This window comes from Micromonospora chersina, assembly GCF_900091475.1.
GTDB classification, from domain to species: domain Bacteria; phylum Actinomycetota; class Actinomycetes; order Mycobacteriales; family Micromonosporaceae; genus Micromonospora; species Micromonospora chersina.
In genome coordinates this window covers 4,295,064-4,308,120 of sequence record NZ_FMIB01000002.1, presented here as the reverse complement: position 1 = coordinate 4,308,120, position 13,057 = coordinate 4,295,064, and the positions used below count along the sequence as shown (strand labels likewise).

Here is a 13,057-nt window from a genome sequence, read left to right as displayed (position 1 = left end):
CCGGGTCTAGATGCTCAGCGCATCTCCGGGCGGATGACCTTGGTGCGCAGCACCGACTCGTTGAGTCGGAGCTGACGGTCCAGCTCAGCCACGGCCTCAGGCGACGCCTGGAGGTCGATGACGGCGTAGATGCCCTCGGCCTTCTTGTTGATCTCGTACGCGAGGCGCCGGCGGCCCCACACGTCGGTCTTCTCCACCGAGCCACCCGCGGTCCGGATCACGTTCAGGTACGTGTCGAGCGACGGGGCGACGGTGCGCTCCTCGAGGCTGGGGTCGAGGATCACCATGACTTCGTAATGACGCAAGACGTGCTCACCTCCTGTGGGCTAAGCGGCCACGGTCCTTCCGTGGCAGGAGGTCGTGCGTCGCTGCCCGTGACCGGTGCCGGGGGAACCCGGCCGGACGCGGACAACCGGACCAGGATACCCGGTCCGGACGATCATGCCCGGGGCCGGTCGTCCATGGGTCCGGGCGCGGCGACAGGGGCCCACCTCCGGCTCGCGTACCGGAAGGTGGACCCCTGTCCACAGGGCCGCGGGGCGTCCCGTCCGCATTCCTTGGGTGGGACCTGGGGAGGAACGACCACACCGATGAGGTTGGATCGAGGACGCCCCGCGGAGCTTTATCGTGTTGTTACCTGGTCTGACCATACAACGGCTCTCGTCACCTCTTGGGGGAAATGGAGGAATTCGCCCCAGCTGGCTCGCGGACGAGCCGTCGGGTCTGACGAGCCGGATCCCGCCCCGTCGTGCCGGGCCGCACGGCGGGGCGTCCCGTTGCCGGGGGCCTCCCCTTCACCCGTACGCGCTGTGGACCCGCGTCCGGGTGGAGCGTCGACCATCGATCCCACCTCGGACAACGACCGCCGGGCCGGGTGGTGACGCGATCCGTTCCCGCAACCCCCGCGTGCGCGAGCCCCGTGCGTCGGAGGCGCGACGTAGGCTGCCCTGCATGCGAATCGGAGCCCACGTCGATCCGACCGACCCGCTGGCCGAGGCGGCCGCCCGGGACGCCGAGGCGGTGCAGTTCTTCCTCGCCGACCCCCAGGGCTGGAAGGCCCCGAAGCCGCGTGAGGACGCCGAGCGCCTGCGCGCGGCCGACGTCGACCTCTACGTGCACGCGCCGTACGTCATCAACGTGGCCACCCTGAACAACCGGATCCGCATCCCGAGCCGCAAGCTGCTGCTCAGCCACGCCGCCGCCGCGGCGACGGTCGGCGCCAGGGGGCTGATCGTGCACGGCGGGCACGTCAACGCCGGTGACGACCTCGCCGCCGGCTTCGACAACTGGCGGAAGACCTTCGCGTACGCGGCGGACTCCGGCGGCTTCCCGCTCCCCATCCTGATCGAGAACACCGCGGGCGGCGACAACGCCTGCGCCCGGCACCTGGACGCGCTGGCCCGGCTCTGGGACGCGCTAGGCGACTACGAGGTGGGCTTCTGCCTCGACACCTGCCACGCCCACGCCGGGGGCGAGGAGCTGCTGGGGCTGGTCGACCGGGTGAAGGCGATCACCGGCCGGATCGACCTGATCCACGCGAACAACTCCAAGGGCACGTTCAACTCCGGCCAGGACCGGCACGACAACCTCACCGGCGGGACGATCGACCCGGAGCTGGTCGTCGCGGTGATCCGGGCGGCGGGCGCGCCGGTGATCGTGGAGACCCCCGGCGGCGTCGAGGGCCAGGCCGCCGACATCGCCTTCCTGCGCGGACAGCTGGGCGCCGCGGCATGACCACCGAGCAGTCCGACGCGGCCGGCGGCCGGGCCGGCAGCGCCCCGCGACCGGCGGCCGGCGACACCCCGCCCGACACGACCCCGGACAGCCGCGCCGAGCCCGGCAAGGCCGAGATCGCGAGCGCCGGGACCGACGGCAAGGCCCGAACCGACAGCAAGGCGGAGACGGGCGACCAGGCCGAGGCGGGCGACGAGGCGAAGGCGGGCCGGTCCGGGACCGGCGACAAGGCGAAGGCCGGCGACGCGGCCAAACGCGGCGATAAGGACGGGGAGGAGGCCGGGGATCCCTGGACCGCGTTCGGTCCGGCCCCCGACCCCGTGCTCACCCGGCCCCGCCGGGCCGTCCGCGCCGTGGGCCGGTTCCTGGTGCACGAGTGGACCCTGGCCGCCGTGGGCTCCCTGGCGCTGGCCGTGCTGATGACCTGGCCCACGCTGCGCTACCCGCGCTACACCCTGCCGCAGGACTACTGGGACCCGAGCCTCCAGTCCTGGCAGGTCGCCTGGTCCGGGCACATCCTGCTGACCGACCCGGGGCAGCTGTGGAGCTCGAACACGTTCTTCCCGGAGCCGTGGAGCTTCGCCTTCTCCGACACCCTGCTCGGGTACGCCCCGGCCGGCATGATCGGGGTCGGCCCCGAGGACGCCCTGCTGCGCTACAACATCCTGTTCGTGCTGGCCCACGCGCTCGCCACGTTCGGGGCGTACGCGCTGGCGCGGCAGCTCGGCGCGGGCCGGATCGGCAGCGCGGTGGCCGGGGCGAGCTACGCCTACGCCCCGTGGCTGCTGGCCCAGGCCGGGCACCTGCACATCCTCTCCAACGGCGGCATCCCGCTGGCGCTGGCCATGCTGGCCCGGGGGCACGGCTGGTCGCTGCGGCACGGCTACCGGCCGCGGCGCCGGCACGCCGGCTGGGCGTTCGCCGGCTGGCTGGTGGCCGCGTGGCAGCTCAGTCTCGGCTTCGGCATCGGGCTGCCGTTCGCGTACCTGCTGGCCGCTGTCGTGCTGGTCTCGGCGGTCGTCTGGTTCGTGCGGCGCCGGGTGAAGCGCCCGTTCGGCCGGCGGCTGTTCCTGGCCGACCTGCTCGGCGGGCTGGTCTTCGCCGCGGTGGGCGCCGCGCTGGCCGTGCCGTACTTCAAGGTGGCGGAGCTGCACCCGAACGCCGCGCGGACGCTGGGCGACATCCAGCTCTACTCGCCGCCGGCCAGCGGGTTCTTCACCGCTCCGGCCGAGTCGCGGATCTGGGGTGAGCTGCACGAGGGGGCCCGGGCCGCGCTGCCCTGGCACCCGGAGATGACGTTGCTGCCGGGTTTCGTGCTCTACGCGCTGGCCGCCGGCGGGCTGTTCTTCTCGGTCTGGCGGGTCCGCCACCGGCTCTTCCTGCTGGCCGGGGTGCTGGTCACGATGGCGCTGGCCATGGGCACCCGGTTCCTGGGCGGCCGGTTCACCTACGTGCCGCTCTTCGAGCACCTGCCGGGCTGGAACGGATTGCGCACGCCGGGCCGGATGATGCTCTGGGCCACCCTCCTGCTCGGCCTGCTCGCGGCCGGCGCGGTGACCGCGTTCTGCGCCCGGGTACGCGAACTCGCCGCCGAGCGGGTCCCGCCGTGGCCGGGCCCGTGGCTGCGGCTGGCCACCCTGGTGCCGCTGCTGCTGGTCGTGGTGGAGGGGTTGAACGTCACCCCGCACCCGGTGGTGCCGCGGCAGCCCGCGGTGATGCGCACGGTGGACGGCCCGATGCTGGTGCTGCCGAGCAGCCAGAACCTGGACCAGCCGGTGATGCTCTGGTCGACCGACCGGTTCCAGCGGATGGTCAACGGCGGCAGCGGGTTCACCCCGGACTCCCAGGCCCAGGCACGCGAGTTCACGGTCAGCTTCCCCGACTTCGCCAGCGTCGACTACCTGCGCCGGCGGGGCGTGAAGAACGTGGTGGTGCTCCGCGACCGGCTGGGCGGCACCCCGTGGGAGGGGATGCTCGACCGGCCGGTCGACGGGCTGGGCGTGACCCGGGAAGAGGTCGGCGACGCGGTGGTCTACCGCCTCTGACCGGGTCCCCGGTCAGGCGGTGACCGGCTCGGCGGGTCGGTCGACGGCGGCGGGGCGGTGCCGCCAGCGCTGGTACCAGGGCGCGTCCTCGGCGCCGTCGAGCACGCCGCCGTCGGGGTCGTCGGCGTAGGTGTCCCGGACGGCGTCCCGCTCGGGGCGCAGAATGTCCCGGATCACGAAGCCGCAGAGCACCGCCACGGTGATCAGGCGCAGGCTGGCGGCCAGCACGAAGACGCCCTCGGGGAAGACCGGCCGGGTGGTGGCCGCGCCGAGCAGCTCGCCGTAGAAGGCGGCGAAGTAGCAGACCTCGGCGACCTGCCAGGCCAGGAAGGCGCCCCAGCGTGGCCGGGCGAGCACCGCCAGCGGGAGCAGCCACAGCACGAACTGCTGGGACCAGACCTTGCTGAAGATCAGGAAGGCGGCGACCACCAGGAAGGCCAGCTGGGCGAGCCGGGGCCGGCGCGGTGCGAGCAGCGCCAGCGCGGCGACGCCGGCGCAGGCCAGGCCGAAGAGCAGGTACGACACCCAGTTGAGGGTGGAGATGTGCACGTTCAGCCACTCGAAGGGCCCGAGGTCGCCGGGCGCGGACGGGCTGACCCGGCCGTCGAGGTAGCGGCCGATGTACCAGAGCGTGCCCCAGTCGATCGGCCGGGTGGTGTTCAGGTCGAAGAACCTGCCCCAGCTCTCGGGGTAGGGGATCGCCACCGGGAGGTTCACCACCACGACCGTCAGCGCGGCCGCGCCGACGGACACGACGGCGTGCAGGATGCGGCCGGCGCGGACCGCGAGCACCAGGATCGGCCCGAGGATGAACAGTGGCCACAGCTTCGCCGCGCCGCCGAGTCCGAGCAGCACCCCGGCCAGACCGGCGAGCAGGACACCGGCGAGGTCGAGTCGGGTGCGCGCCCAGGCCCACAGCCCGAAGGCGGCCAGCCCGACGGCGAGCAGGTCCCAGTTGACGGTGGCGGTGAGCACGAGGGCCGGTGAGAGCGCGAAGAGGGCGGCGTCCCAGGGTCGTCGGCGCCGCAGGCTGAGGATCACGGCGACGGTGGCGACGGCCAACGCGCTGAGCACCAGCGCGTTGAGGTTGTAGAACCACTGCCCCTGGTTGATGCCGGGGTTGTCGACGCCGAGGGCGTGCACCGGCAGGCCGAGCGCGCCCATGAAGTAGCCGGTCAGCACCGGGTACTCCACCGGGTGGTCGGCGTACGGGACCTTGCCCTCGTTGAGCCCCTCGGCGTAGTAGAGGGCCAGCACGTCGGTGTAGCACATCCGCGTGTACTGGACGTTGTTCTGCCAGGCGCCGTCCTGACAGGGCGACTTCTGCACCCAGTGCAGGGCCAGCGTCAGGCAGACCAGGGCCAGCACGATCCGCGCCGCGGTCCAGAACCGGCCCTCCCGGCCGGCGGGCCGGTCCAGGGCGACGGCGTGGTCACCCAGCGGGCCGCCGATCAGCCCGGCGGCGCCGCGGACGAAGCCGTCCGAGCGGGACGGGTGGTCCACGACGGCTCCAGGTCGTCCCGCGGACGCGGACGTGCCGAGCTGGAGTTGCCGGTCGGACCCGTTCTCGTCGATGCCTGCGGTCGACTCGGTGCTCATGGAGAGGCATCCTGCCGTACGCCGGGCCCCGCCGTCGCGCCTCGCGCGCAGAAATTCCGGTACGCGGAACGCCGACGGCGGCCGGACCAGGTTGGTCCGGCCGCCGTCGTCAGGCCGTGGGCGTCAGTAGGCCTGCCGGGTCGGTGGTGTGCTCGGCAGCAGGCCGCCACCGCCCCCACCGGGGCCGCCGCCACCCGGGCCGCCGCCACCCGGACCGCCACCGCCGGGGGTGCCACCGCCGGGGGTGCCGCCGGGACAGAACAGGCCCAGCGGGTCGCAGCCCGGCTGCTGGCCCGGCTGCGTCGGGTCCGGCGGCGGCGGCTCGCCGTTGCCGGCGTCGTCCTTGCCGACGTGCGCGGCCGGCGGGAAGTCCACCTGCTCCTGGCCCTTGAGCGCCTCGTTCATGAAGCGCTGGAAGATCGCGCCGGGCATCCTGGCACCGCTGATGTCGTTGCCGTTCTTGTCCTTGATCGCCTTGCGGTCCTTGACGTTACCCACCCAGACGGCCGTGGCGAGCTGCGGCGTGTAACCGATCATCCAGGCGTCGCCGTTGCGGGTGCTGCCGTCACCGAGTTCCCAGGTACCGGTCTTCTCGGCGGCCTTGCGGCCGTCGTCCAGGCGGCGGTTCACGTGGCCCGGGTACTGCTCGAGCACGGAGGTGACGTCGGCGACGATGCCCTTGTCGATCCGCTGCTGTCCCTTGAGCTTCTCCCCGCCGACCGTGTCCCACTTGCCGGTGACCGTGTTCTGCTTCTGCACCAGCTTCACGAAGTGCGCCTTGTTGTAGACACCCTGGTTGGCGAAGGTCGCCACGCCGTTGGCGTGGTCGAGCACGGTGATCGGGTACTGGCCGTAGCCGACCACGTGGAAGAACGGTGCCGGGGCCAGGTCCTTCGGGTCGGCCTTGGTGAGGTCGTGCGGCGTCGCCGGATTGGTGTCGGTCTGCCACATCGTGGTCACGCCGGCCTGCTTGGCCATGTCAATTACCTTGTCCGGGCCGATCTGCTCGGTGATGTAGTAGAACGGCACGTTCAGCGACTTGAGGGTCGACTGCTCAAGGGTGCAGGAGTCGCCACAGGAGACCTTGTCGGCACCGGCGTTGCTGACCTTGAACTTCGTGCCCTCCGGGGTGAACGCCGAGCCCTTCCACCGCGACTTGATGGAGATGTCCGCCTTGAGCGCCGCGGCCAGCGTGTAGATCTTGAAGCTTGAACCCGGCGAGTGCCCGCCGCTGACCACGCCGTTCTCGTTGTTCTTGCCGGCGTAGTCGGTGCCGGTGCCGTTGTCTCCGCCGTAGTAGGCGAGCACCCGCCCGGTCTTCGGGTCGATCGACACCACGGCGGCCATCAGGTTCTTCGGCTGCCCGTAGAGCTCGGAGCCCTTCTTGGCCCGCTGGGCGGCGTCGAGCGCCGCCTCCTGCATCTTCTTGTTGATGGTGGTGGTGATCTTGTAGCCGCCCCGGCTCAACGCCTTCGCGCAGAGCGGCTTCTTGTCGGTCACCTCGGCCTCGTTGTCGGTGCAGAGCTTCATCTCGCGCAGTTCCTGCGAGACATAGTTGACGACGTTGCCGTACGGGGTGTCGATGCCGAAGCCGCCGCCGTTGTTCTTCGTGGGCTTCTGCAGCGTCTTGGTCGGGTACTCGGTGGGATGCTGCGGCATGTTCGGCGCGTCGAGCCACTTCTCGGTGATCATGCCGTTGATGACGTAGTTCCACCGGTCCAGCGCGGCCTGCGGGTTGATCGCCGGGTCGTAACCCTTGTGACCCGTGCTCGTGTCGGGCTCGGGCTGCTTGATGAGCGCGGCGAGCACGGCCGCCTCCGCCACGGTCAGCTTGGAGACGTCCTTCTTGAAGTACGTCTGCGCCGCCGCCTGGATGCCGTACGCGCCGCGGCCGAAGTAGATCACGTTCAGGTAGTGCTGCATGATCGTGCGCTTGTCGTACTTGTCGTTCAGCTTGGAGGCGAGGATCGCCTCCTTCACCTTGCGGCCGTACGTGTCCTGGTTCAGGTTGTCGAACGCGTTGCGGGCGTACTGCTGGGTGATCGTCGAGGCGCCCTGCTTGTCGCCGCCGCTGATGTTGTTCCAGGCGGCCCGGGCGATGCCCTTGTAGTCCACACCGGAGTGCCGGTAGAAGTTCCGGTCCTCGGCCGCGGCGACGGCGTGCTGGACCCACTCCGGGATCTGCTCGATGGTGACCAGCTGCCGGTTCTGGTCACCGATCTTGGCGATGGCCGTCTTGCCGGTGCTGTCGTAGATGGTGGTCGACAGCGGCGGGATGGTGTCCTCGGGCAGCGGCACCTTCTGCGAGTACCAGGTGAAGCCGACCACGCCCATGCCGGCGAGCATGATGAAGACGGCGAACCCGGCGATCATGATGTTGATGCGCCGGCGCTTCTTCGCCCGGGCCCGCGACGCCGGGTCGTCCCCGCGCCCGCCGCGACCACCCCGGCCGGGGCCGGTCGGACCGCCGGGCCCACCGGGGCCGCCACCGGCCATGCCGGGCACGCCGGCCCGGGCCACCGTGGCCCGGCCGCCCACGGCCGCCGAGCCGACGCTCGCCCGCCCGGCCGTGCCGACGCTCGCCGCGCCGACGGACGCACGCCCGGCCGGTGCTCCCGGGGACACCGGCACGGAAGCCCGCCCGCCGGGTGCTGGCGAGACGGGCACCGAGGCGCGTCCCGGGCCGGCCCGGCCCACGGAGGCCGAGCCCGCGGCACCGCGGGGTGCCGGTGCCGCGCCGCCGACCGAGGCCCGGCCGCCGGACGCGGAGCCGCGCGGCGTCACGGAGGCCCGGGCCGAGGCAGCGCCCTCGGACCCGGAGGACCAGCCGTTCCCGTGCGGGTCGCCGTTCGGGCCCGGGATCTGGGCCCGCCCACGCGAAGAACTGGGATCGCCGTAGTTCATTCCTCACACCCTGCCGGTCGCGGTGGGGCGCGGACGCGCCGCCACCGGGTTGCCGTGAGATGGAACACGAGACGCTACACCCCGGGCGTGCCGGGGCGCAGGCGTCAAATCCGACCTATTCGGACCAATCAGACCTAGCAGCTGTCGCTCGCCCCGCCCATGGATCAGGTCGGGATCGATCGGGACAGCCGGGTTCACCGTTGGGCCTCTCGCCTTCGCCGAGGGGTGGAGCCGGTCGCGGTCTCCTGCTCCACCGCATCCTCCGTGCCGCCGGCCAGACCGTCCCGGCCGAGCAGGAACTGCTCGACGAGATGGTTCCAGTCACAGCCGGGGCACACCTCCACCACGAACACCTGGAACTCACGCAGGGTCATCGCCAGGACGGGCAACTCCGCCCGGGTACGCGCCTGGCCGGCCGACTGCTTGAGTTCGTCGCCGTAAATGTAGTGGACGTGGATGAGGTTCTCACTGCGGCAGATCGGGCAGCGCTGGTCGGTGGGCTCGCCGTGGAAGCGGGCGGCGTTCTTCAGGTACGGCGAGGCGTCGCAGACGTCGTACGTGCCGATCCGCCCGGCGAGGAGTTCACGCAGCACCGCTCGCTTCTGGAGCGAGTAGTCGACCACCTGGCGCTGCGTACGCATGCGGCAAAGGGTACGCGGTCCGGCGGGACGAGGCGACCACCGTCACGATCCGTGACGACAGAACCGCGTAATCGGGGGTTTGCCCTGATCATGCGTCTCCGCTAACGTGCGATGTATCGGTTCGATACATCGCGGCGGTTACCACTCCGCGCCGGGGGTAAGAAGGGATGGCCCGTGCTCGAACTCGCCATCCTGGGCCTCCTGCAGGAGGCTCCGATGCACGGCTACGAGCTGCGTAAGGAGTTGACCGCCAAGCTCGGCGCGATCCGGGCGGCGATCAGCTACGGCTCGCTCTACCCGACCCTGCGCCGGCTGCAGGCGGCGGGATGGATCATCGAAGCCGCCGAGACACCCGCGACCGCCGAGGAGGTTCCCGCGCTGACCAGCCGACGCGGTCGGGTGGTCTACACCATTACCGCGGAGGGCAAGGAACGCTTCGCCCAGCTCATAGCGCAGGCTGGACCCGAGACGTACGACGACACGGGCTTCGGCGTGCACTTCGCGTTCTTCGCCCGGACCGACCAGGCCACCCGGCTCCGGATCCTGGAAGGTCGTCGCCGGAAGATCGAGGAGCGTCGCGAGGGCCTTCGTGACGTGCTCGGCCGGGCAGCCGAGCGGCTCGACGCGTACACCCTGGAACTGCAACGCCACGGGCTCGACGCCTGTGAGCGCGAGGTCCGCTGGCTGGAGGAGCTCATCGCCAACGAGCGCTCCGGCCGAGCCCCGACGGTCCCCCAACCCGGGACGACCGGCGGCCGAGGAGAAAACGACAGCCCGCCCCCGCCTGGAGAGTCCAGGACGAAGCGGCCGTGATGAAGAAGAAGGAGGCAGACGTTATGGGCTCCGTCCGCGTCGCCATCGTCGGTGTAGGTAACTGCGCCTCGTCCCTCGTGCAGGGCGTGGAGTACTACCGGAACGCCGACCCGAACGACCGCGTCCCGGGTCTCATGCACGTCACCTTCGGCGACTACCACGTCTCGGACGTGAAGTTCGTCGCGGCGTTCGACGTGGACGCCAAGAAGGTGGGCATGGACCTCGCCGAGGCCATCGTGGCCAGCGAAAACAACACCATCAAGCTGTGCGACGTGCCGCCGACCGGCGTCACCGTGCAGCGCGGCCCGACCTTCGACGGTCTCGGCCAGTACTACCGCGAGATCATCGAGGAGTCGGACGCCGAGCCGGTCGACGTGGCCCAGGCGCTGCGCGACGCGCAGGTCGACGTGGTCGTCTCCTACCTGCCGGTGGGCTCCGAGCAGGCCGACAAGTTCTACGCCCAGGCCGCGATCGACGCGGGCTGCGCGTTCGTGAACGCCCTGCCGGTCTTCATCGCCTCCGACCCGGAGTGGGCCAAGAAGTTCGAGGACGCGGGCCTGCCGATCGTCGGTGACGACATCAAGAGCCAGGTCGGCGCCACCATCGTGCACCGCGCCCTCGCGAAGCTCTTCGAGGACCGCGGGGTCGAGCTGCTGCGCACGTACCAGCTCAACTTCGGCGGCAACATGGACTTCATGAACATGCTGGAGCGCAACCGCCTGGTCTCGAAGAAGATCTCGAAGACCCAGTCGGTGACCTCCCAGATCCCGCACGAGATGCAGAAGAGCGACGTGCACATCGGCCCGTCCGACCACGTGCCGTGGCTGGACGACCGCAAGTGGGCGTACATCCGCCTGGAGGGCCGCTCCTTCGGTGACACCCCGCTCAACGCCGAGCTCAAGCTCGAGGTGTGGGACTCCCCGAACTCGGCAGGTGTCATCATCGACGCCGTCCGGGCCGCGAAGATCGCGCTGGACCGGAAGATCGGTGGCCCGATCCTCTCCGCGTCCTCGTACTTCATGAAGTCCCCGCCGCAGCAGTACGCCGACCACGACGCGCACGCCGCCGTCGAGGCGTTCATCGCCGGCGAGGTCGAGCGCTGACGCGCTGAGCAACGGAAGGAAGGCCGGGTCCGCACGGACCCGGCCTTCTTTTTGTGTGTACGTCAGGACCAGGCGTGCCGCAGCGCCACGGCGGCTTCCAACTCCAGCAGGGTCACCTTGCGCGGCAGCCCGCCGCCGAAGCCCACCAGCTTGCCGCCCGCCCCGACGATCCGGTGACAGGGCACGATCACGGGTATCGGGTTGCGGTTGCAGGCCACCCCGACCGCCCGGGCCGCCCCCGGATCGCCGACCGCCTTCGCCACCTCGCCGTAGGTCTTCGTCTCCCCGTAGGGGATGAGGGTCATCTCCCGCCACACCGCGCGCTCGAACTCCGAGCCGCGCGGCGCCACCACCGGCACGGTGAACCCGGTCAGCTCACCGGCGAAGTACGCCCGCAACTCGGCCACCGCCAGCCGGGCGACCTCGTCGCCGGGCTCCTCGGTCGCCGACGCCACCCGGCCGAAGTGCGCCCCGCGGACGGCGTCGGCGTCGGTGCCGACGGAGAACTCCCCGATGGGCGAGTCGAGCACGGTCCAACGCATGTCGCCCATTGTCCCGCGCCATGAGGCAAAGTTCCTCCCGCCCCGGGCGTCTGAGCTACGGAGGTGGGCGGTGGCAGAGGTCGACGGGGAGTTCACCGCGTTCGTCAACGAACGGGGAGCGGCCCTGCTGCGCGTCGCGTACGCGCTCGCCGGGAACCAGCACGCGGCGGAGGACCTGCTCCAGAACGCGCTGGCCAAGGCGTACGCCCGCTGGCCCCGCATCCGCGGCGACGCCGAGCCGTACGTGAAACGGATCCTCTACCACGACCAGGTCTCCGGCTGGCGGCGCCGGGCGCGGCGCCCGGAGGTGCCGCTGGCGGAGCTGCCGGAGCGGGCGGTGACCGGCGAGGACGACAGCGACCTGCGGCTGCTCCTCCGGGACGCCCTGCGGGCACTGCCTCCCCGGCAGCGGGCCGTGCTGACCCTGCGCTACCTGGAGGACCTGAGCGTCGAACAGACCGCGGCGCTGCTCGGCTGCCGGACCGGCACGGTGGCCAGCCAGAGCGCCAAGGCTCTGGCCAAGCTCCGCCAGCTGGTGCCGGGGCTGGACGAGCGGACCAGCCGAACGGAGGTGACCCGATGAGCACGTCGCTGGACGAGACCCTCCGGGCGGCCGTACGCGAGCTCGCGGACCACGCCGGCCCCGCGCCGGACCTGGCCGCCCGGGCGCTCGGCCGGGGTCGGCGGCTGCGCCGCCGGCGGAGAATGGCCGCGGCCGGCGCCGCAGTGGTCGCGGTCGTGGCCGTCACCCTGCCGTTCGTGCTGCTCCGGCCCCGGCCGGCTCCGCCACCGACGACGCCACCGGTGACCGCTGTTCCGTCGCCGGCGATGCGGCCGACGCCCGGCGCGGACTGGGCCGGGAGACCGCTGGTGCTGCCCGGCGACTGGGTGGTGACCCGGGCGCAGGGCACCGGTGGCTCCGGTAACGGGGTCCTGCTCGACCGGAAACGGGGTCGCTACTTCAGCACCGACCGCTACGACGGCATCTTCCCGGCGCCGACCGGCTCCCTCGTCGCCGTGCGGGAGGACGACCGGCCCCGGGAGATCGGCCTGTTCGACCTGGCCAGCGGAAAGACCCGCTGGCACGAGGTGGGCCGCGCGCTCTCCGTGCCGCGCTGGTCGCCGGACGGACGGCGGCTGCTGTTCACCACGACCCAGCTCGACCACGAGGGCTTCATCGTGCTGGAGGTGGACGGCACGAAGCACACCTACCGGGTGGATCGGCGGGCGTACTTCTGCACCGACCACTGCGACTTCACCTGGATGCCGGACGCCCGGGAGGTCGCGCTGCCGCAGACCGGTGGGAGCGGCCACAACGAGGCTGTGCGGGACGAGCGGCGGGGGGTGCAGCTCTTCTCCGCCGACGACGGCCGGCCCACCAGGCTGCTTCCCGTGCCCGGCGACCCGGCCGGCCCGTGGGCGTGGTCGCCCGACGGCAGGCTCGTGGTCGTGCAGGGCCAGCAGGAGCCGCTGCTGGTCGAGGCGGCGACCGGCCGGGTGGTGAACCCGCTGCCCGCCGCCGACGTCGTCTGGGTCACCGACGACCGGCTGCTCTACCGGCGGCCGCACGGGTCGCGGGACTTCGTGCTCGCCGACACGTCCGGCCGCGAACTGGTCCGCCAGCCGCTGCCGAAGCAGCTGGTCGATCTTGAGGTGAGTGTCGCTCCCCGCTGACC

The 13,057-nt window shown here is 71.7% G+C and carries 11 protein-coding genes; 6 read left to right on the top strand and 5 right to left on the bottom strand.

What is annotated here, in order from left to right; all coding sequences use genetic code 11:
- Window positions 1-14 precede the first annotated feature (14 nt).
- The gene (gene rpsF / locus GA0070603_RS20020) at window positions 15-305 is read right to left on the bottom strand and encodes a 30S ribosomal protein S6 (protein ID WP_046563719.1); all 291 of its coding nucleotides are present in this window, start codon (window positions 303-305) and stop codon (window positions 15-17) included.
- A gap of 646 nt (window positions 306-951) precedes the next feature.
- Here rpsF and GA0070603_RS20015 point away from each other — a divergent pair.
- Window positions 952-1,734 carry a deoxyribonuclease IV gene (locus GA0070603_RS20015; protein WP_091316347.1) on the top strand — a complete coding sequence of 261 codons (783 nt, stop codon included), beginning with the start codon at window positions 952-954 and terminating at the stop codon, window positions 1,732-1,734.
- A complete protein-coding gene (locus GA0070603_RS20010; RefSeq protein WP_091316345.1) occupies window positions 1,731-3,779 on the top strand; it encodes an ICP22 family protein in 2,049 nt (682 codons plus the stop codon). Before GA0070603_RS20015 ends, GA0070603_RS20010 begins: the two co-directional genes overlap by 4 nt.
- A gap of 12 nt (window positions 3,780-3,791) precedes the next feature.
- Here the strand turns inward: GA0070603_RS20010 and GA0070603_RS20005 are convergent, their stop codons facing one another.
- The 3 genes from GA0070603_RS20005 to GA0070603_RS19995 all read right to left on the bottom strand — a co-directional run bounded on the left by GA0070603_RS20005 (window position 3,792) and on the right by GA0070603_RS19995 (window position 8,923).
- Complete coding sequence (locus GA0070603_RS20005; protein WP_091316342.1) at window positions 3,792-5,378, bottom strand: glycosyltransferase family 87 protein; 1,587 nt, start codon at window positions 5,376-5,378, stop codon at window positions 3,792-3,794.
- 123 nt (window positions 5,379-5,501) lie between these two features.
- Window positions 5,502-8,282, bottom strand: a complete 2,781-nt coding sequence (locus tag GA0070603_RS20000) for a transglycosylase domain-containing protein (protein ID WP_091316339.1) — start codon at window positions 8,280-8,282, stop codon at window positions 5,502-5,504.
- Between the two features lie 194 nt (window positions 8,283-8,476).
- Entirely contained in the window at window positions 8,477-8,923 is a 447-nt protein-coding gene (locus GA0070603_RS19995; RefSeq protein WP_091316336.1) for a DUF5318 domain-containing protein, read from the bottom strand.
- Window positions 8,924-9,097: 174 nt separating this feature from the next.
- On the opposite strand from GA0070603_RS19995, the gene GA0070603_RS19990 reads away from it, so the two are divergent.
- Entirely contained in the window at window positions 9,098-9,736 is a 639-nt protein-coding gene (locus tag GA0070603_RS19990; protein WP_091316333.1) for a PadR family transcriptional regulator, read from the top strand.
- Window positions 9,737-9,759: 23 nt separating this feature from the next.
- Complete coding sequence (locus tag GA0070603_RS19985) at window positions 9,760-10,839, top strand: inositol-3-phosphate synthase (RefSeq protein WP_091316331.1); 1,080 nt, start codon at window positions 9,760-9,762, stop codon at window positions 10,837-10,839.
- A gap of 62 nt (window positions 10,840-10,901) precedes the next feature.
- Here the strand turns inward: GA0070603_RS19985 and GA0070603_RS19980 are convergent, their stop codons facing one another.
- On the bottom strand, window positions 10,902-11,381 hold the full coding sequence (locus tag GA0070603_RS19980) for a methylated-DNA--[protein]-cysteine S-methyltransferase (RefSeq protein ID WP_091316329.1): 480 nt from the start codon (window positions 11,379-11,381) through the stop codon (window positions 10,902-10,904).
- Window positions 11,382-11,451: 70 nt separating this feature from the next.
- On the opposite strand from GA0070603_RS19980, the gene GA0070603_RS19975 reads away from it, so the two are divergent.
- Window positions 11,452-11,964 carry a SigE family RNA polymerase sigma factor gene (locus GA0070603_RS19975; protein WP_244282563.1) on the top strand — a complete coding sequence of 171 codons (513 nt, stop codon included), beginning with the start codon at window positions 11,452-11,454 and terminating at the stop codon, window positions 11,962-11,964.
- Window positions 11,961-13,055, top strand: a complete 1,095-nt coding sequence (locus GA0070603_RS19970; protein WP_091316325.1) for a TolB family protein — start codon at window positions 11,961-11,963, stop codon at window positions 13,053-13,055. The genes GA0070603_RS19975 and GA0070603_RS19970 overlap by 4 nt, the downstream gene beginning before the upstream one ends.
- The last annotated feature ends 2 nt before the right edge of the window (window positions 13,056-13,057 follow it).

What these genes read in the sequence shown, in the direction of transcription:
- GA0070603_RS20015 (WP_091316347.1), top strand. Translation starts at nt 952, where the DNA reads ATGCGAATCGGAGCCCACGTCGATCCGACCGACCCGCTGGCCGAGGCG.
- GA0070603_RS20010 (WP_091316345.1), top strand. Translation starts at nt 1,731, where the DNA reads ATGACCACCGAGCAGTCCGACGCGGCCGGCGGCCGGGCCGGCAGCGCC.
- GA0070603_RS20005 (WP_091316342.1), bottom strand. Translation starts at nt 5,378, where the DNA reads ATGAGCACCGAGTCGACCGCAGGCATCGACGAGAACGGGTCCGACCGG.
- GA0070603_RS20000 (WP_091316339.1), bottom strand. Translation starts at nt 8,282, where the DNA reads ATGAACTACGGCGATCCCAGTTCTTCGCGTGGGCGGGCCCAGATCCCG.
- GA0070603_RS19995 (WP_091316336.1), bottom strand. Translation starts at nt 8,923, where the DNA reads ATGCGTACGCAGCGCCAGGTGGTCGACTACTCGCTCCAGAAGCGAGCG.
- GA0070603_RS19985 (WP_091316331.1), top strand. Translation starts at nt 9,760, where the DNA reads ATGGGCTCCGTCCGCGTCGCCATCGTCGGTGTAGGTAACTGCGCCTCG.
- GA0070603_RS19980 (WP_091316329.1), bottom strand. Translation starts at nt 11,381, where the DNA reads ATGCGTTGGACCGTGCTCGACTCGCCCATCGGGGAGTTCTCCGTCGGC.
- GA0070603_RS19970 (WP_091316325.1), top strand. Translation starts at nt 11,961, where the DNA reads ATGAGCACGTCGCTGGACGAGACCCTCCGGGCGGCCGTACGCGAGCTC.